The organism is Bacillus daqingensis (assembly GCF_042654445.1).
GTDB classification, from domain to species: domain Bacteria; phylum Bacillota; class Bacilli; order Bacillales; family Salisediminibacteriaceae; genus Alkalicoccus; species Alkalicoccus luteus.
In genome coordinates this window covers 21,383-45,439 of the sequence record NZ_JBHSGK010000004.1, presented here as the reverse complement: position 1 = coordinate 45,439, position 24,057 = coordinate 21,383, and the positions used below count along the sequence as shown (strand labels likewise).

At 52.4% G+C, this 24,057-nt stretch carries 22 protein-coding genes; 13 read left to right on the top strand and 9 right to left on the bottom strand.

Annotated features, from left to right (window positions below; translation table 11 throughout):
* Window positions 1–66: 66 nt before the first annotated feature.
* Complete coding sequence (locus tag ACFO4L_RS05070) at window positions 67–1,281, bottom strand: MFS transporter (RefSeq protein WP_377908615.1); 1,215 nt, start codon at window positions 1,279–1,281, stop codon at window positions 67–69.
* A 117-nt stretch (window positions 1,282–1,398) separates the two neighbouring features.
* Here ACFO4L_RS05070 and ACFO4L_RS05065 point away from each other — a divergent pair, with 117 nt between their 5' ends.
* Both ACFO4L_RS05065 and ACFO4L_RS05060 read left to right on the top strand, forming a co-directional pair.
* Complete coding sequence (locus tag ACFO4L_RS05065) at window positions 1,399–2,283, top strand: LysR family transcriptional regulator (protein WP_377908856.1); 885 nt, start codon at window positions 1,399–1,401, stop codon at window positions 2,281–2,283.
* Between the two features lie 47 nt (window positions 2,284–2,330).
* A complete protein-coding gene (locus tag ACFO4L_RS05060) occupies window positions 2,331–2,987 on the top strand; it encodes an SDR family NAD(P)-dependent oxidoreductase (RefSeq protein WP_377908614.1) in 657 nt (218 codons plus the stop codon).
* Between the two features lie 62 nt (window positions 2,988–3,049).
* On the opposite strand, the gene ACFO4L_RS05055 is transcribed toward ACFO4L_RS05060, so the two are convergent.
* From ACFO4L_RS05055 to ACFO4L_RS05045, 3 genes are all read right to left on the bottom strand, one after another.
* A complete protein-coding gene (locus ACFO4L_RS05055) occupies window positions 3,050–4,051 on the bottom strand; it encodes a D-alanyl-D-alanine carboxypeptidase family protein (protein WP_377908613.1) in 1,002 nt (333 codons plus the stop codon).
* 162 nt (window positions 4,052–4,213) lie between these two features.
* Entirely contained in the window at window positions 4,214–4,927 is a 714-nt protein-coding gene (locus ACFO4L_RS05050) for a C40 family peptidase (RefSeq protein ID WP_168009198.1), read from the bottom strand.
* A 471-nt stretch (window positions 4,928–5,398) separates the two neighbouring features.
* Complete coding sequence (locus tag ACFO4L_RS05045; RefSeq protein ID WP_377908612.1) at window positions 5,399–6,391, bottom strand: NAD(P)-dependent alcohol dehydrogenase; 993 nt, start codon at window positions 6,389–6,391, stop codon at window positions 5,399–5,401.
* 319 nt (window positions 6,392–6,710) lie between these two features.
* Here ACFO4L_RS05045 and ACFO4L_RS05040 point away from each other — a divergent pair, with 319 nt between their 5' ends.
* Together ACFO4L_RS05040 and ACFO4L_RS05035 are read left to right on the top strand one after the other, a co-directional pair.
* Complete coding sequence (locus ACFO4L_RS05040; protein ID WP_377908611.1) at window positions 6,711–6,902, top strand: hypothetical protein; 192 nt, start codon at window positions 6,711–6,713, stop codon at window positions 6,900–6,902.
* 189 nt (window positions 6,903–7,091) lie between these two features.
* On the top strand, window positions 7,092–7,559 hold the full coding sequence (locus tag ACFO4L_RS05035) for a GyrI-like domain-containing protein (protein ID WP_377908610.1): 468 nt from the start codon (window positions 7,092–7,094) through the stop codon (window positions 7,557–7,559).
* Between the two features lie 1,365 nt (window positions 7,560–8,924).
* On the opposite strand, the gene ACFO4L_RS05030 is transcribed toward ACFO4L_RS05035, so the two are convergent.
* Window positions 8,925–9,614 (bottom strand): methyltransferase domain-containing protein, encoded by a 690-nt coding sequence (locus ACFO4L_RS05030; RefSeq protein WP_377908609.1) that lies wholly within the window; start codon window positions 9,612–9,614, stop codon window positions 8,925–8,927.
* Window positions 9,615–9,683: 69 nt separating this feature from the next.
* Window positions 9,684–10,595 (bottom strand): DMT family transporter, encoded by a 912-nt coding sequence (locus tag ACFO4L_RS05025; RefSeq protein ID WP_377908608.1) that lies wholly within the window; start codon window positions 10,593–10,595, stop codon window positions 9,684–9,686.
* 144 nt (window positions 10,596–10,739) lie between these two features.
* On the opposite strand from ACFO4L_RS05025, the gene ACFO4L_RS05020 reads away from it, so the two are divergent.
* Entirely contained in the window at window positions 10,740–11,219 is a 480-nt protein-coding gene (locus tag ACFO4L_RS05020; protein ID WP_377908607.1) for an Lrp/AsnC family transcriptional regulator, read from the top strand.
* Window positions 11,220–11,242: 23 nt separating this feature from the next.
* On the opposite strand, the gene ACFO4L_RS05015 is transcribed toward ACFO4L_RS05020, so the two are convergent.
* Entirely contained in the window at window positions 11,243–12,130 is an 888-nt protein-coding gene (locus tag ACFO4L_RS05015; RefSeq protein WP_377908606.1) for a GNAT family N-acetyltransferase, read from the bottom strand.
* A gap of 86 nt (window positions 12,131–12,216) precedes the next feature.
* Here ACFO4L_RS05015 and mmuM point away from each other — a divergent pair, with 86 nt between their 5' ends.
* The 7 genes from mmuM (at window position 12,217) to nasC (ending at window position 21,402) form a co-directional block, all read left to right on the top strand.
* On the top strand, window positions 12,217–13,173 hold the full coding sequence (gene mmuM, locus ACFO4L_RS05010; protein ID WP_377908855.1) for a homocysteine S-methyltransferase: 957 nt from the start codon (window positions 12,217–12,219) through the stop codon (window positions 13,171–13,173).
* A 64-nt stretch (window positions 13,174–13,237) separates the two neighbouring features.
* The gene (locus ACFO4L_RS05005) at window positions 13,238–13,537 is read left to right on the top strand and encodes a hypothetical protein (protein WP_377908605.1); all 300 of its coding nucleotides are present in this window, start codon (window positions 13,238–13,240) and stop codon (window positions 13,535–13,537) included.
* Window positions 13,503–14,132, top strand: coding sequence for a hypothetical protein (locus ACFO4L_RS05000; protein WP_377908604.1), 630 nt, complete (start codon window positions 13,503–13,505; stop codon window positions 14,130–14,132). The genes ACFO4L_RS05005 and ACFO4L_RS05000 overlap by 35 nt, the downstream gene beginning before the upstream one ends.
* A 111-nt stretch (window positions 14,133–14,243) precedes the next feature.
* Window positions 14,244–15,290 (top strand): glycerophosphodiester phosphodiesterase, encoded by a 1,047-nt coding sequence (locus ACFO4L_RS04995; protein WP_377908603.1) that lies wholly within the window; start codon window positions 14,244–14,246, stop codon window positions 15,288–15,290.
* 349 nt (window positions 15,291–15,639) lie between these two features.
* A complete protein-coding gene (locus ACFO4L_RS04990; RefSeq protein ID WP_377908602.1) occupies window positions 15,640–16,770 on the top strand; it encodes an NAD(P)/FAD-dependent oxidoreductase in 1,131 nt (376 codons plus the stop codon).
* Between the two features lie 214 nt (window positions 16,771–16,984).
* Window positions 16,985–19,243 (top strand): nitrite reductase large subunit NirB, encoded by a 2,259-nt coding sequence (gene nirB / locus ACFO4L_RS04985; RefSeq protein WP_377908601.1) that lies wholly within the window; start codon window positions 16,985–16,987, stop codon window positions 19,241–19,243.
* A complete protein-coding gene (gene nasC, locus ACFO4L_RS04980) occupies window positions 19,240–21,402 on the top strand; it encodes an assimilatory nitrate reductase catalytic subunit NasC (protein WP_377908600.1) in 2,163 nt (720 codons plus the stop codon). Before nirB ends, nasC begins: the two co-directional genes overlap by 4 nt.
* Before the next feature lie 52 nt (window positions 21,403–21,454).
* On the opposite strand, the gene ACFO4L_RS04975 is transcribed toward nasC, so the two are convergent.
* Together ACFO4L_RS04975 and ACFO4L_RS04970 are read right to left on the bottom strand one after the other, a co-directional pair.
* Complete coding sequence (locus ACFO4L_RS04975; RefSeq protein ID WP_377908599.1) at window positions 21,455–21,658, bottom strand: hypothetical protein; 204 nt, start codon at window positions 21,656–21,658, stop codon at window positions 21,455–21,457.
* Window positions 21,625–22,830 (bottom strand): nitrate/nitrite transporter, encoded by a 1,206-nt coding sequence (locus tag ACFO4L_RS04970; RefSeq protein ID WP_377908598.1) that lies wholly within the window; start codon window positions 22,828–22,830, stop codon window positions 21,625–21,627. Before ACFO4L_RS04970 ends, ACFO4L_RS04975 begins: the two co-directional genes overlap by 34 nt.
* A gap of 451 nt (window positions 22,831–23,281) precedes the next feature.
* Between ACFO4L_RS04970 and cobA the strand changes: the two genes are divergently transcribed.
* Window positions 23,282–24,049, top strand: a complete 768-nt coding sequence (gene cobA / locus ACFO4L_RS04965) for a uroporphyrinogen-III C-methyltransferase (protein ID WP_377908597.1) — start codon at window positions 23,282–23,284, stop codon at window positions 24,047–24,049.
* The last annotated feature ends 8 nt before the right edge of the window (window positions 24,050–24,057 follow it).

Genomic DNA, 24,057 nt, shown 5'->3' with positions numbered 1-24,057 from the left:
AACTACCTCCTGCTCTTCTCTTCATCGCTCTTAATTATAGTAGAGAACCGCAGCAAGATCGACTGATCAGGCTCTGGATGGCACACGTACTTCCTCTTTCACAGAGGTCAGCCGAACCAGCAGCAGAGCCAGCAGCACAGCTGTCAGAAGAAAGGCGAGCGTCAGTCCCGCAAGTCCCGGCCAGCCTCCTCCCGACCAAATCAAGCCGCCGAGCGGTCCTGCTGCTGTCGATCCTCCGTAATACAGGAAGAGATAGATCGAAGACGCCTGTGATTTATTCGTCGCTGCCAGCTGACTGACCCAGCCGCTCGCAACCGAATGGCTGATAAAAAAGCCAAACGTAAACACACCGATGCCGATTATTTTAACGACTGCATCGGGCACAAGCGTCAGCGCCGTTCCGCCCGCTGCAAGCAGCAAATTTCCGATTAAAACCTGCTGCCTGCCGAAACGGTCGAGCAGGCGTCCTGTGAGTACAGAGCTGAACATCCCGACGATCATAATGAGAAACAGCCAGCCGACCAGCGTCTGAGACATGCTGTAAGGCTCCTGCATGAGCTCATAGCCAATGAACGTAAACAGTGCCGTGTTGCTCCCGAGCAGCATAAAGCCCATGAGAAACAAACAAATCATAGCAGGCTGCTGCAAGTGATACAGCATGCCCTTCCCCAGTGCCGCCGGATCCGCCTGCTTTGCTTTGAAGTGCTGCGACTCCGGCAGGCTTTTCCAGAACAGGACAGCTGCTGCAATGCTGATCAGGCCTGTGCCTGCAACAGCTGTTTCCCAGCCGAACATCCCCCCGGTAACGCCGGAAAAAACGCGCCCAAACACGGCTCCTGCTGCGTTCCCGCTAATATAGAGTCCCATCGCTGCTCCGAGGCTCCCTGGTTCGATCTCTTCTCCTAAATACGCCATCGCAACAGCAGGAAGGCCGGCAAGCGCAACGCCGGTGAGCGTCCGCATCGCGACCATTTCCGTGTAGCCTGGCATAAAAGCAGTTAGAAAGCAGAGAATCGATGCGGCAAACATGGTGATCACCATCAGCCGCTTTCGGCCGTACACTTCTGAAATGGTCCCAAATACGAGCATCGCCGCAGCAAGCGCAATCGTCGTGCCGGAAAGAGCCCAGCTTGCAGCTGCCGGTGACACATCAAACGCGGCAGAAAGCTCCGGCATTAGCGGCTGCACACAGTATAAAATCGCAAATGTATTAAATCCAGCCGCAAAAAAAGCAGCAGACGTTTTTGTAAATACTCTCGTTCCTCGTCGAATTCGCGGCACGCTTCCCCCTCCTTACTTCTTCTTCCATCGTAGCACGCGATATTTATGCTGTATAATGCATGATAATTATGTTATTCATGTCTAATTTGCATAAGGAGGCTGATGGTATTGGATGATATGCAGCTTCGCTATTTTATTGCAGCCGCAGAGCGTGAGCATTTGACGAAGGCGGCAGCGTTTTTGTCAGTCACCCAGCCGGCGCTGAGCCGAGCCATTTCCCGTCTCGAGGACGAGCTTGGGTCACCGCTGTTTGACCGGCGCGGACGTTCGATCTATCTTAACCGCTTTGGGAAGCAATTTTTTATCCGGGCCCGCCGGATTGTACAGGAACTGGACACAGCAAAACAGGAGGCCGAAGAGCTTCAGGCGCCGGATATGGGCCGAATTTCTGTCGGCTTCCTGCACACGCTCAGCACCGGGCTCATGCCGGAGCTGCTTGCTGTTTATAAGGAGAGATATCCGAACGTATCGTTTGCGCTTGGCCAGGGGCCGTCCCACACCTTGCTGTCTCAGCTTGAAGAGGGCATTTTCGATCTTTGTCTGACCGTCCAGCCTGAAAATCCGTCTTCTGTCGACTGGCAGCCTTTATGGAAGGAAGAGTTCTACATCACGCTCCCGGACGGTCACCCGCTGGCTTCTGAAACTCATCTGCGCCTGTCGGATATTCAGGAAGAAGCGTTCATTCATTTAAAGGAAGGATATTCGCTGCGGCGGTCCGTAGAGCGTCTGTTTCGTGAAGCAGGACTGCCGCTTACGCCTGCGTTTGAGGGAGATGAAGCGGATACTGCCGCAGGTTTAGTCGGAGCCGGTCTTGGCGTGTCGATTCTTCCAAAGCAGCCGACTGCCAGGACACTGCGAATCGTACAGGTGCCCATTCAGCCTTCAGGCTCGTCGCGCACAATCGGTCTGTCCAGAATGCGCCGCTCCCAGCTGTCCCCGGCCGCAGAAGCGTTTGCAGATTATGCTGCTAAACACCTGGGCCGACACGTTAAAGACCGCTGAAACGGGTATAGAGCAGTAAAGAAAATAATAAAGAGAGGAGCTTCGCTATGGGAACGAAAACAGTCGTGATTGTCGGGGCAGGAACCGGTATCGGTTTTCATACAGCAGAGCGTTTTGGGAAAGCAGGCTTTCACGTTATGCTGACGGCACGAAACCGGGGAAGGCTTGAGCAGCTGAGCAGTGATCTGCAGGAAAAGGGCATTGATGCCTCGCACATGGTGATGGATGCTGCAAGCGAACCTGCAGTCAAACGGGTTGCAGATACGCTGAAGGAGCAGGAAACGGAAGTGGAAGCGGTACTGTTTAATGCAGTTGGCGGCACGCCGGAAGTTCCGTCGCAGCTGTCGACATCGATTGTGATGCAGGATCTGCAGGTCAGCATCGGAGGCATGCTTCACGTTTTTCAGCACCTGCGGCCGCTTTTCACCGACCAGGCTGCTTTTCTCGTTACCGGTGGAGCCTTCTCCCTCGAGCCGTACGCTCCATTTGCTTCCTTATCGCTGAACAAAGCAGCTCAGCGCAACCTGACCCGGTCGCTGCACGATGAAATGAAGGAGCACGGTCTGTTCGTTGGCACGATTACGATTGCTGGCATGGTGAAGGAGGGAACGTTTTTCGCACCGGATAAAATTGCCGATGCAATCTACAGCTTTTATGAAAAGCGCCCGGCGTTCGAGACCATCTACAAAGAACAGAGCGCGTAACCCTTTCATAACACAAGCAAAGGCCCGGATCAGGTTTATTAGTTGATCCGGGCCTTCCTCATTTATCGAAGCTGTTCAGGCGGCTCCTGCAGCATTTCTTCGAGCAAAATATCCCCATTCCATTTTTTCAAACGAACGCTGCCATAGCCGCTGACGTCAATCGCAATGGTTAAAGGAAGCTTCTGCTGATTCAGCTCCGCGGCAGAGGCGCGTGGCAGCAGCCCGATGCCACGTTTTTTAGACTGGTGGAAACCGTAGTCAAGCAGTGCCTCTGTATCCTGATACATGATATCCGACGTCGGCGCTTTCAGGGTTACGGCGATGATGCTCGTTCCATCCCGTTCCGCCGTCGTCACCAGTGTGAACCCTGACTGGGAAACAAACCCGTTTTTCAAACCAGTTACCCCGGCATAGTTTCCTAGCAGAAGATGGTGGTTGTAAATCGTTGTTTCCCATCCTTCTCCTTCCCAGTCAAGCTCTCTCGTGCCGGCGATTTCCATGAACTCATCGTTTTTCATCGCATATTGAGCAATCGCAGCCATATCCTCAGCCGTTGTAAAGTGCTCCGGATGATAAAGACCGTGCGGGTTTTGAAACTGCGTGTTCACCGCTCCTGCTTTTTCACGAACGAAGTCTGTCATTTCTTCGGCAAAGGCCTCTTCGCTTCCGGCAAGGTGCTCCGCGATGACCGTCCCGGCATCGTTTCCGGAATTAATGACAAGCCCTTCAACGAGCTGACGAAGCTCCATTTCCTCATCTTCAAGCAGAAAAACGCTCGTCCCATCCGTTTCCACTGCGTTCTCACTGACAACCGCTGTTTCAGATAAGTCTGCTTCTTCCACAGCCAGCAGACCGGAGACGATCTTCGTGATGCTTGCAGGATACATGCGTTCGGAGGCGTTCTTTTCATAAAGTACTTCTCCAGTTCCGGCATTCATTAGAAAAGCGGATTCACTTTCGATCCGGGGCGCCTCTCCATACGCTGACACCTGCCCGCCTCCGATCAGGAGCAGACTTGCTGCAGCAATGACTGCTCCTGTCATTTTCCATGTCTGTCTTTTCATCTTCCATCACCTTTTTCAGCATCTATTGTTGGAAGGAAGTAGTAGTTGATTTGAGATTCTTTCCTGCTCTACTACACGAAAGTGTTCGTTGAAAAAAAGAAGCACGGCCTGCTGCGATATCCGCAGGTAGCACCGTGCTGGTAAAACAATCATACGTGTTTATTAGAAGCTGCGTGCTCCGATGTACGCGCTGCTCCAGTAAGGGTTGCTGCTCAGGTTGGAAATCGTTACACCTGTAGAAGCTCCGGAGTGAATGAACTCGTTGTTTCCGAGGTAGATTCCTGAATGGGAAGGACCTGTACGAGTTTCAAAGAATACGATGTCTCCCGGCTGCGGGTTGGACACCGGTGTACCTGCGCTCCACATTTGAGCAACTGTACGCGGCAGGCTTTCACCGTGCTGGTTGAAAACGTAGTTGATGAATCCGCTGCAGTCAAATCCGGACGGGCTCATGCCTCCCCAGACATAAGGGCTTCCGATCAGGCTGCGTGCAGTTGAAATCATAGCGCTTGCATCACTTGAAGAGCTTGTTCCCGCTACCTGTGTGTTGCTTGTAGAAGACGTGCTGCTTGAAGAAGAAGCACTGCTTCCGTCTGCAAGACCCAGGGAAGACTGTGTAGCAGGACCAGCTACTCCGTAAAAGTTACCGGCTGGGCTGGAAATGCCGTTTGAAAGCTGGTAACGCTGTACTGCTGCAAGCGTCAGCGGACCAAATACGCCATCGACGTTTGATGCATTGTTGTACCCTTCGTCAGCAAGCGTCTGCTGAAGTTCACGGACATCCCCGCCGCGATCTCCCATGCTCATTGCATCTGTTACAGTTGGTGCTGCAAAAATTGCTCCTGCTACTGCGAGGCTCATTACTAATTTTTTCATAAGTACTCTCTCCCACTTTCTCAAATTTAATTAGTTTTTTGTTTTTATGTTTTCTCTCTCTAATGTTTTCTCTCAACGTGTTTAATCGTACACGATATCGGGTAAAAAGTGTAGCTTTATCTCCAAATGTCAATAAACTTAAAACGACCTGTTACACTTTGTAATATTTTATGCAAAAAAAGAACGCTTTTTGATATTCCTTCAAAGCGCTCATGGCGGTAATTAAACGATGTCATGACATCGTTTTCAGAATATTTTGTGTAATATTTCCGTAACAATAAAACATGTAACGTTTCGTTTTGTTACATTTACAAGAGATTTTTTCGCATATTGCAGGAAGTGCCGTCTACCTTCTCCCTTTATGAGCTAACGCAGTGTGCTCTGCTCATGCAGCCGGAACGCTTACCTCAACAAAAAACAGCTGCCCCTTTTCCACTCGGGACAGCTCTTTTTCTCGTATCACATGATTAATTAAGCTGGCGTCAACGCAGCATTTCCTCGGACATCAAGAATGACCGGTCCCCGTCTTTTCTCTGTTTCCACGTATCGGTGAGCCTCCGCAGCTTCTAAGAGTCCAAAGATCCGGTCGGTCACCGGCCGGATCCGTTTTTCCCGTACAAGCTCCGCTAAATAGCGGAGGTCCTGCTGTACGTCGGCCGGCTTTCGAAGACCTGTAGCGGCAAAGACAGCCTTAGGCCCGGTGCGGAAGCGGCTGGTCAGCATACGGTATAGAACATTCAGCTTCAAATCAGATGTCATGTAGCGGCCTTGCTTTGCCAAAAACGGACGCACTTCAGAAAATGAATAGGTTCCGGGAATATCAAACATAATGTCATATGCCATGCCTTCAGGAGCCGGTCCGCAGCTGTAATCATGAATGTTATCGACGCCGAGATTTTGCAAAAAAACGCTGTTTCTTCCGGCAGCAGACGCTGTCACGTCCGCTCCGAACAGACGCGCAAGCTGTACTGCATACACACCTACTCCTCCGGCTGCACCGTTTATCCAGACAGCCTTTCCCGGGGACACCTGCGCATGATCCCGGATAAACGGAAGCGCCGTAAGTCCGCCGTAGCTGAGCGAAGCAGCTTCTGCATAGCTCGTGCCCTCGGGGATAAAGGCGCACGCCGAGTCTGCACGAATCACCATGTACTCTGCATGGGCACCAAACTGCGTTGAGGATGACCCAAATACGTGCATGCCGCTTCGCCACTCCTTCACCCTGTCACCTGTCTTGACGATGACACCGGCAAACGTATCTCCCGGTACACGCTTCGGCCGCCTTATCCCTGTAAACAAACGGACCGCCGCCGGTCTGCCTGCCCGGAACGCACAATCCGGCGGAGTTACAACCGCTGCTTCCACACGGATCAGCAGTTCATTCTCTTGTGGAACCGGCTCATTCTCCTCTGTTATGCGAATGTTTTCCGGGCCTCCGTAAGCGGTAACTCGTACTGCTTTCATGTCCGCTCCCTCCCTCTTTTCTCTATCATACGCCCAGCCGGGTGAAAGGGGTACGGCATTGTTTTGACAAAATTGGAGTTTATTTGTTGTTATCGAGGAAAACGCTGTGATACGTTATCTGAACCTGATCATGGCAGCCATCGCTCTTGTATTAAGCTTTTTTTTGAAGCCGGGGAGAGCTGTTCCAACTACAGCATCCGAACCCGAAGAGCAGCGAATCGCCCAGTAATCAGACTATCTGTTCCAAACGCGCACAACATGACCGGCAGCTTTCGTTCCGCTTCCGTACACTAAGGTTAGAAAAGAAAGGAGGGTCTCCATGGAAGGCTTGAAAGCGATACAGCAGAGTCTTGATCTGATTGAGGAACTGCTGCCCGGAAAAATCAAATCAGAGGATATTGCTGCAGCTGCCGGTCTGTCTTCGTTTCATTATCAGCGAATGTTTCAAATCCTCACCGGCTTTACGCTGCAGGAATATATTCGCAATCGCCGGCTGACATTGGCAGCTTAGGAGCTGCAGGCAAGCAGCAGATCGATCACAGAGCTGTCGTGGGACTATGGCTATGAAACACCGGAGTCGTTTTCCAAAGCATTTAAAACCCTGCACGGCATTCCCCCGTCCAGCGTTCGCGTTCAGTCCCATCCACTAAAGGCGTACCCAAAACTTTCTTTTCATCTTCAATTGAAAGGAGCGGTTGAATTGGATTACAAAGTTGTCAAACGCGAAAAACAATTGGTTTCTGGAAAGAAAGTTGTCACCTCGCTTCAGAACGGTCAGCATCACCGCGATATTGCTGCTTTCTGGCGCGAAGCTCACGATGAAGGCTGGATCGATACATTCGATCATCTGGCCGGCGAACTGGGAGTGCTCGGTATTTGCATGCATACGGAAGGTGATCAGCTCACGTATATGATCGCTGTAGAAGGAGAACATCAGCCGGATTCGAGTTGGACCGTTGCGGAGATCCCTCCGCATCAGTGGGCCGTTTTCCCTGTTCGAGGTGCCATGCCGCACGCTATGCCACCGGTATGGGAACGTATTTTTGCCGAGTGGTTTCCCGCTACCGGGTACGAGCACGCTGGCAGCCCTGAGCTGGAAGTATACAGCACAGAGGGAGACCCGTATCAGGAGGATTATGAGAGCGAGATCTGGATTCCAGTAACGTAAACTCCAGCGAAGGAGAAGCAAACTCGGGCGCCAATTCGATTTTCTTATACGTGCTTTAGTCGACCCGCGCTCCGCTTCTGTTAAAAAACCCACAGCAGCTTCCTCACTGCCGTCAAACGAAAAGAAGCTTCCGGAATTTTGCCGGAAGCTTCTCAGAGTGTTGATAAAGTCAATTTAAGTGAATAACGTTGCATCTGCCTGTATCTGCGGACACTCGCTTTCCGGAGGGAACGGGCTCAGCTAACCGCTTCCTCCTGCTGTCGGAAGCGCTGGATCTTCGCCTCGTTCTGATCCTCCCGGAGTTCCTTCGACGTCGGCAGTTGGCAGTACGATTCATATGTGTGGTTAGGCCTGCACGATCGGCTCCCACACAGATTGAACCTTCCCTATACGACGTTTCGATGTTGAATAGGGATGCCAATTCTTCCTACAACTCAGTATAAAAGGTAAAAAAAGCGGTCGCACCTGCCTGTCGTGACGTTGTTCTCCATGAATCAGAGCCGTTTCCCCGATGTGTCCGGAGGGGACGCCCGTGGGATCAGCGCAGTCTGAAGATCCTTTCTCAGGGGTCGCCCTGAGAAATAGCTGAAGGCCAGCCCATGGCAGGCTCGGTAAGCAGAGGAGAAATACAATCAAACGAATAAATATGTAAGTTGAAAGACTTTTTCAAATCGAGTAGAAGGGGGTGGCTAACCCCCGTCCTCTCACACCACCGTGCGTACGGATCTCGTACACGGCGGTTCGATGGCATCTTCCTTCCTTGTCGCTTCCCCGCAAAGGTTGCTACACGCTCTCCCAGTACGTTCGAGTTCCACTCTATCCTTCCGGGAGCAGCCGGAAATTCAATTCCGTTGTCTGTGATCATCACAACTTCACACGTCTGCGGACATGGAGATACCAACCGTCAAGTCCTTCCCTCGTTTCCCTTTTCAGGGATCGTCCCCGGTACTATGACTTGAACTGACTTCTGTATGTTCAGGATTGCCTCACGGCAATCGTTACTCGTTAGAGCATTCCATACAGATCTCCCCGGGTAAGTCTGACCGCTTTCCACTCGTCGGCACAGAATTTACTGAACGGGATTCGGGCAATGTGGGATTTCGTCTTGGCTGGCAGACTCATCCCTCCCTATTCAGCCTTGTATCCTGTTTCTGTTCGTTACCGCGTGTGTTTGCGTCCGGCTTCCTTCAGATTCCGGGTCGCCCCGGACACCCTTGCCATTCGCTAACGGTTCCCATTGCCAAGCCCGTAGTGGACTTTCACCACCAAGCTGCCAGACATGCCGGGCACACCAGCCTGAGAAGCTTCCGGAATTCTGCCGGAAGCTTCTTTTTTTACACTTGAAGAGCAGTGACCTATCACTGCTTAACAAGTATCTTCCCTCTTTCTGATACGCAGCAGCACGTTTGCTCCTTTTTGAAATTCATACGATACAGGGATTTCCTCAGCCAGCCATCCTTCCCGCTCCGCAAACTGTTTCACATCATCCACATAGCGGCTGCGGCGTCCTTTGTAATCGAGCAGTGGAAACATGCGCAGCTCCGAGCTTGTCACACGCAGCATTTCCCGGACAGCCTGCTCATGAAAGCAATAGTCAAGACGATCCGCGTAGGTGAACAAAAAATGCGCGGAGAGGACAAGGTCAAACGCATCGTCCTCAAACGGCAGCTCCGGCAGGCGAGCCTGGACGTACCGCTCTGCGCGGCGCTCGTAGTCTTCTGTGAACAGTCGCAGCGCTCTTTCCCTGCGCTGTTTAAGTTCAGAGGCATCTTTTATGTAGTTCCATACGTATTGATTCGAAGCTCCCTGGATCAAAGCTGCAGCACGGTCAATATCCTGAGATCCCTTTTCGTACAGCACTCCAGCCGGAAACCGATAAGCAAGGTCCACCGCCGTGACGTCAGCTGCTGCCTCGGCTGTAAACGAACAGGCTCCTGCCGGACAGTCGAGAATCCTCCTGCCTTGAAGATCCTTTTCCTCCAGCTGAAAAAACGCCTTATATTCCTCCATCGTTCTGCCGATAAAGACGATGTTTTCCAGATCTGTTCCGTTCATTCCGTTCACCTCTGCACAAGACTTCTTGCAGATCATATTACTAGATACTAAGAACAGATTCCAATCTTTTTATTCGACTGCAGTCTGTTTTGATGCCGAAACCGGCACGGTGACCGGCTTTCTTTCCATGGAAGCATATGAATACAACAGACACCCTGCAATGACAATGGCTGTGCCGCCAATCTGAAGCAAAGCCGGCTGTTCACCAAGCAGAATAAAGGCCAGGATGACAGTAAAGACCGGATTTAAATTCATGAACAAGCCTGCCGTTGAAGCACCCAGATGCTTCACTCCGGTTCCCCAGAACACCATGCATAAAATGGTAGCGATCAGGCTGATATAAAGCACCGCCCCGACAAAATAGCTGTCTGCGCCGTGAATCGCGAAAGAAGCTCCTTCCACCGGCAGCAGAATGCCCACTCCGATGATCCCTGAGTATAAAACGGACATCATCGGGCTCACATAGGAGGTCGCCCAGCGGCTGCAAATGGAATAAATCCCGAATACTCCAACGGCAGCGAGCATCCACAGATCTCCGCTCTGTACTCCCTGCATGCCTCCTCCGCTCCCGTTTGTTATCACGAGACACGCACCGGCAAAGGAAACGATCATTGCGCCTGCCTGGATAAGAGTAATGCGCTCCTTCAGCAGTAAAACCGCACAAATGGCTATCGAAAACGTGTTTAACGTGGAAATCACCCCTACGTTCGAGGCCGTCGTATTGGCGAGCGCTAAAAACTGCAGCAGGTTGAACAGGACAACACCCGTTACCCCCATTAGAAACAGCGGCAGGAGAGCTGCTTTCGGCGGCAGCAGCTGACGCTCTTTCCACCAGACCAGCGGCAGCAAAACCATCACAGCAAGCGCATAACGGAGCAAGGTCAGTGATCCTGGAGATGCATAGGCGGTCAGTTCCTTGCCAATGACAAAATTGCCCGCCCAGAAAAAGCTCGCTAATACGAGCAGCAGCACGTACTTCATCCTCCATTCCCCTCTCTGAATCATCTGCTGCTAGTGTAGCATTTTCTGTAAATTATTTTGTCATTTCCTAAAAATACGATATATTCATTTATATAATGAGCTATATACTTTATATTATTCGTTATATATCAGAAAACCCCCTGGATGCTTGAAGATTTGAAAGGAGTGTTTTACATGGATCAGACCGATTTACACATCCTCGATATTTTGCAGGAGGATGCCCGCATCAGTAACAGCGAGCTTGCTAAACGGATTAATTTGTCACCGCCGGCAGCGTTAAGCCGGGTACGGAAATTAGAAGAGGAACAGATCATCGAGCGCTCTACGATCATTCTGAACGCTGAAAAGCTCGGCTATGACCTGCTCTGCTTCGTATTTATGAGCACGAACCTGCATCAGACGGATGAATTGACCGCATTGGAGACACAGCTGGCCCGCATGCCGGAAGTACTCGAATGCTGCTGCCTGACGGGGGAATACGACTATTTGCTGAAAGTCGTGATCCGCAACCGGCGTGAACTGGAAACATTTGTAAGACGGCTGAACGAGCTTGGCGGGACCCGTATTCAAACGAGCTTGTCTCTGAGACGGATTAAAGATACAACAAGTCTCCCACTGCGTTGAATCCAGCCGCAGGATGATCGTTTCTATCGTTCCGCTTCCAGCTGCCTTTCCAGCATAACCATGTCCCGGCCTTGAATGCCGTGCTCATAAAACGGCTCTGGATACCTCTCAAAATAACCACGGCGGATTTCGAGCAGCCGGAAGCCCGCGCGCTGATAAAACGCGAGATTGCCGATGCTGGAGTTGGCCGTGCCGACGAGCAGACGCGAGACTCCGCTGCTGCGGCAGAGGACGGCGATTTGCTCCAGCGCCTCCCGTCCGACTCCCTTCCCTCTCCAAACTGGCCGAACTGCCATGTTCCGTATTTCCTGCGCCTTGTTTTCTGCCGGCACGAGCAGCAGCACTCCTGCCGTTTCACCGTCCGCCTCCATGCGGTACAGCGTCCCGCTGTGCATGTAGGCCTCTACTTCCTCCCGGCTTTCATCCGCCATGAGCAGATCGTCTATCCACGGCTCACGCTTCCCCGTTTCTTCTGCTACCTTGATAACAGGCTTCGTTTCAGGAAACGACATGTGCGGCTTTTCTTCTCTGTAATACGCCAGCCTTTCTTCAAGTGAGCCAGTGTGAAACTCCAACAGGTGCCCGTCAGGATCCTGCACATAAAAAGACGCTTTATCACGCTCGGAGCGGTCCCGTCCGATAACCGGCTCCCGGTTCATCTGCTTCAGCCTCTCCCGGACGAGAACGAGATCTTCCTCATCTGCCGAAAATGCCGTATGCGTATAGGAAGCGCGCTCGCCGCTCCCGTTCTTTTTCTCTTGATTCAGCGCAATCCAAACGCCAGCTGCTGTTAAATAAGCCGTTGTCCGGCCGACCGCGTGCACCTCTGCCTGGAATAAAGTTTGGTAAAACGTAAGCGACACCTGCAGATCCGAAACAGCAAAACAAAGATGACTGATTCCTTTCATCATAAAACAGCACTCCCTTTTCTTCCCGCCTGTGCAGGAATTTCTTGTTTCGTGGCGAATGATTACCAACAGACAGAAATCTGGAGGGAATCAGGATGATCGAATCTATTATACAGAAAAACGGGTTCGTCATTTTAGACGGTGCCCTCGCTACAGAGCTGGAAAAAGCAGGCTGTGATTTGAACCACAGCCTTTGGTCAGCCAAAATACTTGCAGAAGACCCGGACAACATTAAGCGCGTGCATCAGCTTTACTTTGAAGCAGGTGCTGATTGTGCCATTACCTCCAGTTATCAGGCCGTACCTGACGGCTTTCTTCAAGCAGGCTATTCACAGGAAACAGCTGAAGAGCTGATTCAGCAGACGTTCTCCCTCGCAGTGGATGCCCGGGATGAGTTCTGGACCTCCTATTCCGGTACGGACCGACCGAAGCCGTTTGTCGCCGCTTCCATTGGTCCATACGGTGCATATTTGGCTGACGGCTCCGAATACAGGGGCGGATACGGCCTCATTAAAGAGGAGCTGATGGCCTTTCACCGTCCCCGGATCGACTTGCTCATCCGCGCAGGCGCCGATTTCTTTGCTTGTGAAACCCTCCCTTCCCTTTTAGAAGCCGAAGCCCTTGCGTCTCTGCTTGCAGATTATCCCGGCGTTCGAGCCTGGTTCAGCTTCAGCTGTAAAGATGGCACTCGCATAAGCGACGGTACGCCGATTGAGACGTGCGCAGCGATGCTGGACGAGGCCGATGCGGCTGCGGCTGTCGGCATAAACTGCACTCCGATTGTCTATGCGGAGGAGCTCATCCAGCGCATCAGGCAGACGACCGCCAAACCGATTGTCGTCTACCCAAACTCCGGGGAAGAGTACGATGCTTCCACCAATCAGTGGTACGGCGACTCTTCTGTCGCTTCCTTTCAGGAACGTGCTGAAGACTGGATCGATCGCGGCGCCGGACTCATCGGAGGCTGCTGCCGAACCGGCCCTGATGAAATCCGACAGCTTGAAGCCTTGCGGCGCAGACAGCAGTCCGAAACGAACCGTCCTTGAATCCCTTCCTAATGTTTGGATGTCCAGTCATTCGTCAACCTTAAAAAGAACAGGAGGCGGCATGATGAAAAAAGCGGTGCTCATGACAGGTGGTTGTCTGCTCATAGCTGCAGGATGCGCCAATAACGACGAGTTAAACAACGCCGGTGCAGAAGAACAGCAGAATGAAGCGGCGGAAGTGAATGATGATCAGGAAGAAGTGGAAGACGAGCCGGAAGAAAACAGCGATGAAAATACGGAAGATGCTGGTGAAGCAGATGAAGAGACAGAATCCGTCGAGACGAACGAGCTCGACCAGAACGAAGAGCCTGCTGAAGACAGGCCACTTTATGACAGATGCAGAGGAAGCCTTTGCGTCGCTTGAATCGTACACGTCTGAAACCGCACTGGATATTATCGTCAATCAGGATGGCGCCACTGTTGATCAGGACGCACTGTTGATGTATAACACGATCGTCCGTGATGATCCGCCTCACATCCTTGTCGAAGTCGAGGATATGGGGCTTCGGTACTTTCACAGCTATACGGTGGATAACGTCGTGTACTTTCATGACGGGGCTGGCTGGATGGAGGATATCAGCGGATACGGACCTGATGAGCTCTCGTACACCGAATACGATAACTTATGGGATATTCTCGAACGAAATGAGCGGCACTTCACTGTTACCCCCTCTGCAAACACGGTGGAAGTGAGCTACTTCGGTCAGGATGCTCAAATTTATAACGCGTTCCGAAGCTTGTTCGAGCTCGATTTTTACGGGGTGGATACAGCCTCTGTTGAAAACGATGTCCGGTACTTATTCAATGGGGATGCGCTGCTTGAAGAGGTGTTTTACGAAGCGAAAGCTGCCAATCACTCGACTAATGAAGAAGTAATTCTCCGCATTCATATCCGCTACGATGATTTGAATGAAGCAGGCGATCTGGAAACACCGGAAGGAATGGAAGACCTGCTGTAACCCGCCATACTGGGATTCTCTTCCGGTTGCACGATCTTCTGAGTCTGCTATACTACGTTGCGGGACTTCCCTCCCACAAACACGTATATCAGCAAAGAGAGGAGAATCACCATGAAAAAGTATTATCTTACCGCAGCAGCAGCGATTTTTCTCGCGGGGTGCGGAGCGGAGTCTGACAATGGTGCAGACAACAGCAATAACATCGCAGAGCCAAATGAGGCAGCTGAAGAGAACGCAGACGTCAACGACGATGCGGAAGCAGAGGAAGATGAAAATGTAGAAGAAGCCGATCTTAACGAGGAGGCTTCCGAAGAAGACGAAAGCGATGCAGATGTGATCGCCCACCGCGGCGCAAGCGGCCATGCGCCTGAACAGACGATGCCTGCGCTTGAAAAAGCCATCGAGATGGACGCAGACTGGCTTGAGCTTGATATTCAGATGACTGCTGACGGCGTGCTGGTCGCGTTTCACGACGATGAAATCGATCGCACGACCGACGGTGAAGGTGAAATCGGCGACTATACACTAGAAGAGCTGAAAGAACTTGACGCCGGTTCCTGGTTCAATGAAGAATATCCGGATCGCGCTGATGAGAGCTTTGAAGGGGTCGAGATTTTGACACTCGAGGAAATCTTCGAGGAGTTTGGCGAAGATGAGAATTACTACTTGGAAACGAAATCGACGTATTTGAATGAAGAGATGGAGGAGCCGATGGTCGAGCTGATCGAAGAATTCGGCTTCGATGAGGCTGGCAACGTGATGATTCAGTCCTTCCATCAGGACAGCCTGCAGACGGTTCATGAGCTGAACGATTCCATCCCGCTCGTACAGCTTCTCTGGTGGGAAGTCGATGAAGAGACAGGTGATATGGAAGAGTGGCTGGATATTACACCTGCTCCGGATGACATGACGGAAGAAGACTTTGCAGAAATTGCTGAGTACGCCGTCGGTATCGGTCCTCATCTCGAATACTATGACGGCACGGAAGTCATCGACGAATCGTTTGTGCAGACTGCCCGTGACGAAGGCTTTGACGTCCACGTGTACACGATCAACGAAGAAGAAGATATGCACCGCCTGCTTGACTGGGGTGTGACCGGTCTGTTCACAGACTTCCCGGACCGCATGCAGAACGTGCTTGATGAGCGAAGCGAATAGGTTCGTGGTCTGAACATATGGCAGCACGCTGCTGTTCGTTCCAAGCTTCATCCGGCAGCCGTACTTTTCCGGCTGCCGTTTTTCGTCTTCATCGCGTGTTTGCTTCAGTGATCATGTGAATGCATGGTTATTCCTCCCTCCTACCTCATGACTCTCCACTGCAACGCTGCTGTTCATCGCTCCCTGCCTTGATAGTTTCCACTCTGCGCCATTCCTTTGAGTCTTTTGATACCAAGCTGATCGTGTCAGGCAAATCAGTTGTTTGTCCTCTTTCGCCGGCGATAAGATAGGATTATACCCTCGTCTTCCTGTACGTTGCGAATGATCCTTTAGAAAAGGACTGAGGCAGATGATCGACTTTTTAATTATCGGCGGCGGAGTCGTTGGTTCGGCTCTCGTCCGCGAGTTGTCCCACTATCAAGGACGCACTGTCCTGCTTGAGAAAGGCCGAATGCTTTCCGGTGTACAGTCTACACACAACAGCGCGCTCGTTCATCCGCCTGCCATGATGCCGCCGGCAAAAGGGAAATTAAAAGCAGAGCTTGGGCGTCACGGCAGCCGGATTCATCTGACGCTGGCCGACCGCTTTGATGTGCCGGTGTTCCAAAACGGCGCCATTGTGACTGCACGCACGGATGAAGAGATTGAGGCACTTGCTGCCCTGAAGAAGCAGAGTGAAAAAGAATCTATTCATACGCTCACGCTGCTGAGCAAGGAAGCAATGCTTGAGCGTGAACCAAATCTCAATCCGGAGCTGAAGGGCGGGCTGTTTATGCCTGAAGCAATGAGTGCCGATACCGCCCTCCTTACCGGTCGTCTGGCTGCAAATGCACGCCGGAATGGCGCGGAAATTCATACCGGGATGGAAGTTGCCGACCTGCGCAGTACAGGAAGCGCGTTTGAAGTAGAAACGACGTCAGGCCGCGTGTTTCACAGCCGGTTTGTGATCAATGCCGCCGGTGCCGCTTCCGCCAGCATTGCCAGTATGATCGAAGAGCACGTTCCGTTTGAGACCGTGCCCCGGCGCGGAGAGTACATGGTGCTTGGCAAGCAGGCTTCCGGCTATATCAACCACATCATCTATCCGCCGCCGACGAGCAAGACGAAAGGCGTGCTGATCATCCCTCAGCCGGACGGCACCATCCGTCTCGGCCCGACAGATACGAAGCAGGAAAGCTTCCAGCATGCACTGCCGACCGAACAGGGCATGGAGCAGATTCGCAGGGAGATCGATTTGCTCGCTGCAGATATTCCGTATGAGCTGACGGAGCGGTTATATGCAGGCATCCGCTCCAGCATTACAGACCCTGACTTTTATATTCGACCGTCAGCCACCTATCCGCGGCTCATTCACCTTGCCGGCCTGGATTCCCCTGGCGTTACTGCCTCTCCCGCAGTCGCTTCCTACGTTCTGCATGAAATCATCCGCAGAATCGAACCGGTGCATCGGAAAACGAATCCGGATTTGTTCGGTTATTGATCGCAAGGTGCAAGCTTCAGGAGCCCTTAGGCCCTGAAGCTTTTTTTCCGTTATTTATGAAGGCGCTTTCTTTCCTTAAACCAGCGGATTTTGCCCGCTCTTTTCATTGAATATTCTGAAAAAACAGCGTCAGATAACCTGACGGAGATGGTCGCTTCCAGCTATGTTTCTGGCATACTCGTGGGCAGAACCGCGCGTCATGATGGAGGGAATTATGAATCGAGAAAAATTAGTCGTTATTGGCAATGGCATGGCTGGTATGCATACGGTGGAAAACATTTTAGCACGGGACCCGGACCGGTTTGAGATTCACGTATACGGCCGGGAGCCGTATGCGAATTACAACCGCATCATGCTGTCTTCTCTGCTTCAGGGAACGTCAGAGGAGCAGGATATTATCATTCATGAGGAAGCATGGTATGAGAAGCACCATATTCACTTTCATAAGCAGGAGGAAGTCGTCCGGCTCGATCCGGCTAACCGCCTGCTCTATACTGCGGAAGGCGCGGAAGATTCCTTTGACAAGGCAGTGTTTGCAACCGGGTCTGACCCATTTATTCTCCCGCTTCCAGGAACCGACTTCCCCTCTGTTATTCCGTTCCGAACGATAGACGACTGCCGCTATATGATCCGCCGCGCCGCTTCGGCGAAAGAAGCAGTAGTCATTGGCGGAGGCCTGCTCGGTCTTGAAGCTGCGAGGGGGCTGCTTCATCAAGGAATGAATGTACACGTAGTCCATCTGGCAGAATCAGTAATGGAGCGGCAGCTCGACCAGCTTGCGGCCAGCCTTCTGCAGGAGGAACTTGAACAGCTCGGGATCACCTTTCACATGCAGTGTGAAACAGCATCATTTACGGGAACGGACGACGTAGAAGCCGTTCACTTTAAAGATGGCCGTTCGATTGCTGCTGACCTCGTGGTGATGGCGGTGGGTATTCGTCCGAATACGGCAGCGGCGGCGGCAAGCGGAGTTGCCTGTCAGCGCGGCATCGTCGTGAACCGGGAGCTGCAAACGAACGCGCCGGGCATCTATGCTGTCGGTGAATGCGCTGAAATTGACGGTGTGACCTACGGCCTTGTGAAACCGGCCTATGAACAGGCAGAGGTTCTCGCTGCCAATTTATGCGGCGAAACCTCCTCCTATGCGGATTCTATTCTTTACACGCAGCTGAAAGCGGCCGGGATTGATGTGTTCTCCGCCGGCCGGATCGAAGCTGGTCCGGCTGATCAGGTGCTGATTCACCGGGACGACACGATGGGCGTTTACCGAAAGCTGATCTTGAATCGGGACCGGCTTGAAGGTGCTGTTTTATACGGTGATAAAGCCGGACAGCAGGAGGTGCTTACCCTCATTCGGAGCCGTAAGCTTATGCTTCCGGATGAAGCCCGCAGTATTCTCGCTGCCGAATCCGGGGCGGGAGCAGCTTCCATGAAGGCGGCGGACACCGTCTGCCACTGCAACAGCGTCAGTTGCGGCGATATTACAGCTGCTTTCTGCCGCAGCGGAGCCGACACGGTGCAGGCAGTCAAAGCGCATACCGGGGCTGCAAGCTCGTGCGGCGGCTGCCGCCCTCTTGTTGCAGAGCTTGTCACGCTGTTAAACAGCGGCACGCTGCAAGATGATCTTCCCTCGGATGCGTTCTGCTCCTGCACAAATCTGCATACCGATGCCGTAGCTGCTGAAGTGATGACGATGGAAGCTGCTACACCTGAAACTGTGCGAAAAACGCTGGCTTTTTCAAACCGCAACGGCTGCAGCTACTGCCGCGGCGCGCTGCCATACATGCTTCATCTGTTTAAGCCGGAAGCCGGTCTTATCATCGAAACACCTTACCCGGCTCCAGCATCGCAGGACACTGTCTCCTTTATGCCGGAACTCCCGGGCGGCCTTGTCACTCCTGCTCAATTAAAGCAGTTCGAACAAGCACTGGAGCAGTTTCCGCACGTTTCCATCCAACTGACAAGCGAACAGCGCATGCTGTTTACCGGCATCCGCCAGCAGGAGGCAGACACCTTTAAGCGCTGCATCGGTCTTGCTGCTGAACCCACGGACTATTACCGGATCAGACCTGTGGTTACGAACGGGGCGTCTGGCAATCACCTTTCCCGGGAGCTGGACCAACAGCTGGGTCGTGTGCCGACGCCTGCGGATATAGTGGTTGAAATCAGCGACCGTTCTCTTTCGGCTTCTGCTCAGCTGTCGCTCACCCGCTCAGATGCCGGGTGGGATATTTATCTCGGCTCTGCAGATAAACAGCTGTTTTACACCGCACATGCAGACGTGTTTTCGTTTATTTGCGCACTCGTGCAATATTACCGTGAGAGTGCTTTTTATGAAGAGCCGATCGACAGCTGGGCCTCCCGGATCGGCTTTGTCCCGGTTCGTGAAGTTCTGCTTGATGAAGAAAACTGCCGCCTGCTGCATGCACGCCTTCAAGAAGCACAGCAGCATATGGAAAGGAGTACCGTATGAAACATTCTCTTCTGCACTACTACCGCGAAAAACAGAAGCAGTCGGAAGTCGAAAACGTCTATGAGACACAGTGTCCCTTTTGCAGCATGCAGTGTAAAAAGAAAGTAATCGAGCAGTCCTTCGTGACAAGAAAGCAGTACAAAACAGAGGGAGTAGATAACCCTGTCACAAAAGGACGCCTTTGCATGAAAGGCATGAATGCCTATGCTCATGCGGTTCATGAAGATCGTCTTATGCACCCTGTGCGAAAGCAGCCTGATGGTTCCTGGAAGGAAGTCTCATGGCAGGAAGCACTTGAGCTGGTACGCGATCAGTTCCAAACGCTGCAGAAGCAGCACGGGACAGACAGTATCGGCGTCTACGGCAGTGCTTCCATTACCAACGAAGAATCGTACCTGCTCGGCAAACTGGCACGAGTCGCTTTAAAGACCAAATATATCGATTACAACGGCCGGTTTTGTATGTCTTCTGCAGCGACAGCAAGCAAAGCTGTGCTTGGCATCGACCGGGGACTCACAAATGCATTAGCGGATATTCCTAAAGCAGAAGTGCTGCTGCTGTCCGGGACCAATATTGCCTCGTGTCAGCCGGTGATGATGCCTTATTTGGAAGAAGCGAAGGCAAACGGGGCGTTCATTATCGTTATCGATCCAAGAAAAACGGAAACCGCCGCCATCGCTGATCTTCATCTCGCCGTCACGCCAGGCCGGGATGCTGCGCTGACGAATGCGCTGCTCGCTTCTCTGGAACGGCAGGGTCTCATCAACGAAGCGTTTGTGAAGGAACGTACAGAAGGCTGGGACGAGCTGCAGGAACATCTGCAGACCATTTCTCTAAAGGAAACGGCTGATTACGCAGGCGTAAACGTTCAGGATATCGAGGACGCCGTTCGCATTTTTGCAGGAGCGGACACCGGCATGGTGCTGACCGCGCGGGGCGTCGAGCAGCAGACAGACGGCCATATGGCTGTGCGCAACCTGCTGAACCTCGTGCTGCTCACCGGCAAAATCGGACGTGAAGGCTGCGGCTACGGAGCCGTCACCGGACAGGGGAACGGACAGGGCGGCCGCGAGCACGGCCAAAAAGCAGATCAGCTGCCTGGCTACCGCATGATCGACAATCCGGAGGACCGTAAGCATATCGCGGAATTTTGGGGGATTCCTGAACCAGAGCTTCCCGGCCGCGGGGTGTCCGCGTATGAAATGCTGGAAAAAGTAAAGGACCGGGAAATACGCGGCATGCTGCTCGTCTGCTCCAATCCGGTCGTCTCCAACCCGAATGCTTCGTTTATTAAAGACTCGCTTCAGACGCTCGATTTTTTTGTCGCTGTCGACCTGTTCATCTCTGAATCGGCGCAGTATGCAGATTTAATCCTCCCGGCTGCCTCCTATCTGGAGGACGAAGGTACCATGACGAATCTGGAAGGCCGTGTCACGCTGCGGGAGGCTTCTAAAAAACCGCCCGGCAGCTCGAAGCCTGACTGGAAAATTATCTGTGAACTGGCAGAGGCGCTCGGAGCCGGAGCTTACTTTCCATTTCGTTCAGCCGAGGATGTATTCAATGAGCTTCGTCACGCGAGCCGCGGGGGAGCGGCAGATTACTACGGCATGACGTATGAACGGATCCGCCGTGAAGAAGGCTTATTCTGGCCTTGCCCGGCGCTTGATCACCCAGGTACACCTCGCCTGTTTGCAGAAGGATTTGCGAGACCAGAAGGACGGGCGCTTTTAACCGCTGTTGACAGCGAAGCTGCACAAACGACCTCGAAGCCGACTGAAACGTATCCGCTCCTACTGACGACCGGCCGCGTGATGGCTCATTACTTGACCGGTGTCCAGACGAGACGCAGCACGAAGCTTGCGGCCCGCCTGTATGAATCGTTCATCGAACTGCACCCGGCAACTGCCGAAGCATACGCTATCACTGAAGGCGATCTTGTAGACGTCACCTCCGAGGCCGGGGCGATCACCGTTCGCGCTCAGCTCACACCTGATATACGGCGCGATACGGTTTTCGTTCCGTTTCATTGGGCCGAGCATCAGAATGTGAACATGCTCATCCCAGGCAAGCTAGATCCTGTTTCCCGCATGCCAGGCTATAAATCAACACCGGTTACAATTAAACGCCACGAACCGGCTCTGCAGCCGGCACACAACTGAAAACGTACAAACCAAAGCACGAAAGAAAGGCATCAGCCTCTCTTTCGTGCTTTTATTCGTTGGAATATGCTGCAATAACGACGGTCTGCTTCGTACTCCCTGTCAGCAGCGTTCTGGCTGCCGGCTGCCTCCAGAGTGGCGCGCACGTGCACGAGCTGTTTGCCGCTGCACCTAAAAGCCGCCGCTTTCGGATTCCGAGAGCGGCGGCTTTTGTATTGATGATTAAATTCTGACGGATTTTCTGGACAGCTTCCATTCCCGTTTCCACTCTGCCTGGGCAAAGGTTAACAAACCAAGTGCAAATACGGCGGCAAAGGAGAAGACGATAAACCCTGAGCCATATGTGCCGGTCAAATCGCGAAGAATGCCAAGCACGTTCGGAAGGAAGAAACCGCCTACCCCGCCTGCGGCGCCGACGATGCCGGTCACCATGCCAATTTCCTTCTGGAAGCGCTGCGGTACGAGCTGGAATACGGCCCCGTTGCCCATTCCAAGACAACCCATCCCGAGAAAGAGAAGCGGAAGCACGACAGCAAGCGGCGGCAGCAGCGCTGTTCCCATCATGCACACAGCGACACCGATAAATAAATACTGCAGCAGCCGGACGCCCCCGATTTTATCGGCGATCAGTCCTCCTACTGGTCTTAAAAAGCTTCCCGAGGCGATCACGACCGATACGAGATAGCCGGCTACAATGCCGGAAACCGCATATTCAGATGCAAAAAAGTAGCTTAAGAAGCTTGCCAGCCCGACAAAACCGCCGAACGTGACGCTGTACAGAACGCAGAAATACCAGGCGTCTTTTTCTTTTAACACGGAAAAGTAGTCCTTCACCGGCTTAGGCGGCGGCTGATTCGGCGGTTCTTTAGCGAGAAAGATATAGGTCAGGAGCACAAGCGTCAGCGGGATCAGGGCAAGCCCGAATACACCGTTCCAGCCGAACACTTCCGCAAGTCCTGGACCAAATAGTGTAGCAAGCAGCGTCCCGCTGTTACCTGCCCCGGCGATGCCCATCGCCACTCCCTGCAGATGAGGCGGATACCAGCGGCTTGCCATCGGCAGTGCGGCACTGAAGCTCGCTCCCGCTACCCCGAGCAGGATCCCGATCATATAAAGTTCAGCTACCGTCACTCCAAACTGCCAGCCCCAGAAAAGCGGGATCATGGTGATAATCATCCCGCCTATAGACGTTTTCTTTGGCCCGAACCGATCCGTCAATATGCCGATTATAATTCGAAAAATCGATCCGGCAAGGATGGGAACAGCGACGATAAATCCAATCTGGCCTGCCGATAAGTTGAAGTCAGCGGTAATATACACCCCGAGCGCCCCTAAAAGCACCCAAATCATAAAGCTGATATCAAAGTATAAAAATGCAGAAAGCAGCGACGGAGCATGACCACCTTTTCGTAGATCCGACAGTTTCACGTTTCAACACTCCTTCATCAATTTGTCCTCTGCATTGTGGCAGTCCAAGCTGTGAATATCATCACATGTGTCAGGTAATATCACATGTTTTTTGAATTATCTGATATCTAAATATCCGGATAAACCCTTGTCCCCCAACGTGTTTCACTGGCTTCAAACATGCATATATTATCTATCTTTTATCCTCTTGCTTCCTTCTTTCCGTTTATTACCTACAAAAATAATGCAGGTCAGCTACAGGCAGATATCTATGCGGAAATGATGGATGAAAACGCCTTCCATGTGAAAAAACGACTGTATATGCCTGTATATGAAGCGATGGAATATTCTGAAATTATACTGTCAGAAAGTCTCACAATAAAGTAGTATTCAAAATACACCTATTTTATCATGAAGCCTATCAGTCACCCGGAGCCGGGTGCCGTATTTTATTGACAAAGGAGTCGTTCCCATGAACGGAAAAGTCTATTTAGTCGGTGCCGGTCCAGGAGACCCCGACCTCATTACAGTAAAAGGAAAGCGCGCTTTGGAGCAGGCCGACTGTATTGTTTATGACAGGCTGGTCAGCCGCGAGCTGGTAAACGAAGCTCCCGAACACGCGGAACGGATCTTCTGCGGTAAATGGTCCGGTCTGCATGCAATGAAGCAGGAGGAAATTCAACTTCTGTTAGTGGAAAAGGCACGCGAAGGAAAAACGGTCGTCCGCTTGAAAGGCGGGGATCCCTCGATGTTCGGCAGAGTCGGCGAAGAAGCAGAAACCTGTGCCGCAGCCGGTGTCCCATTCGAAATTGTACCAGGCATCACCGCTGGTACAGGCGCAGCTGCTTACGCAGGCATTCCGCTGACTCACCGGGAATACAGCTCATCTGTTACGTTTGTCACTGGTCACTGCTGCTCAGATAACAGCGACGTACAATGGCACGCACTCGCACACGCAGCCGATACGATCGTTGTATACATGGGAGTGAAGCAGCTGCCGGTCTTTTCCGAGAAGCTGATCAACGCAGGCCGCTGCGCCGATACCCCGGTCGCCTTTATTGAACAAGGAACCACCAAGAATCAGCGTACGATCCGTTCCACACTCGGAAGTGGAAGCAAGGACGCCGCAGCCGCAAACTTACAGGCTCCTGCACTCGTCGTCATCGGCGAAGTCGCTGCGCTTCACGATTCGCTGTCCTGGTTTGAAAAACCCGCTGCACCGTTTGAAAAAGTCGTATAACTAATTAC

Bases quoted from the DNA above. Each gene is read 5' to 3' on its own strand.
- ACFO4L_RS05060 (WP_377908614.1), top strand. From the start codon at position 2,331: ATGGGAACGAAAACAGTCGTGATTGTCGGGGCAGGAACCGGTATCGGT.
- ACFO4L_RS04990 (WP_377908602.1), top strand. From the start codon at position 15,640: ATGATCGACTTTTTAATTATCGGCGGCGGAGTCGTTGGTTCGGCTCTC.
- ACFO4L_RS05055 (WP_377908613.1), bottom strand. From the start codon at position 4,051: ATGAAAAGACAGACATGGAAAATGACAGGAGCAGTCATTGCTGCAGCA.
- ACFO4L_RS05045 (WP_377908612.1), bottom strand. From the start codon at position 6,391: ATGAAAGCAGTACGAGTTACCGCTTACGGAGGCCCGGAAAACATTCGC.
- ACFO4L_RS05005 (WP_377908605.1), top strand. From the start codon at position 13,238: ATGAAAAAAGCGGTGCTCATGACAGGTGGTTGTCTGCTCATAGCTGCA.
- ACFO4L_RS05050 (WP_168009198.1), bottom strand. From the start codon at position 4,927: ATGAAAAAATTAGTAATGAGCCTCGCAGTAGCAGGAGCAATTTTTGCA.
- nirB (WP_377908601.1), top strand. From the start codon at position 16,985: ATGAATCGAGAAAAATTAGTCGTTATTGGCAATGGCATGGCTGGTATG.
- ACFO4L_RS05000 (WP_377908604.1), top strand. From the start codon at position 13,503: ATGACAGATGCAGAGGAAGCCTTTGCGTCGCTTGAATCGTACACGTCT.
- ACFO4L_RS05015 (WP_377908606.1), bottom strand. From the start codon at position 12,130: ATGATGAAAGGAATCAGTCATCTTTGTTTTGCTGTTTCGGATCTGCAG.
- ACFO4L_RS05030 (WP_377908609.1), bottom strand. From the start codon at position 9,614: ATGAACGGAACAGATCTGGAAAACATCGTCTTTATCGGCAGAACGATG.
- ACFO4L_RS04975 (WP_377908599.1), bottom strand. From the start codon at position 21,658: ATGGAAGCTGTCCAGAAAATCCGTCAGAATTTAATCATCAATACAAAA.
- ACFO4L_RS04995 (WP_377908603.1), top strand. From the start codon at position 14,244: ATGAAAAAGTATTATCTTACCGCAGCAGCAGCGATTTTTCTCGCGGGG.
- ACFO4L_RS05020 (WP_377908607.1), top strand. From the start codon at position 10,740: ATGCTTGAAGATTTGAAAGGAGTGTTTTACATGGATCAGACCGATTTA.
- nasC (WP_377908600.1), top strand. From the start codon at position 19,240: ATGAAACATTCTCTTCTGCACTACTACCGCGAAAAACAGAAGCAGTCG.
- ACFO4L_RS05065 (WP_377908856.1), top strand. From the start codon at position 1,399: ATGCAGCTTCGCTATTTTATTGCAGCCGCAGAGCGTGAGCATTTGACG.
- ACFO4L_RS05025 (WP_377908608.1), bottom strand. From the start codon at position 10,595: ATGAAGTACGTGCTGCTGCTCGTATTAGCGAGCTTTTTCTGGGCGGGC.
- cobA (WP_377908597.1), top strand. From the start codon at position 23,282: ATGAACGGAAAAGTCTATTTAGTCGGTGCCGGTCCAGGAGACCCCGAC.
- ACFO4L_RS05040 (WP_377908611.1), top strand. From the start codon at position 6,711: ATGGAAGGCTTGAAAGCGATACAGCAGAGTCTTGATCTGATTGAGGAA.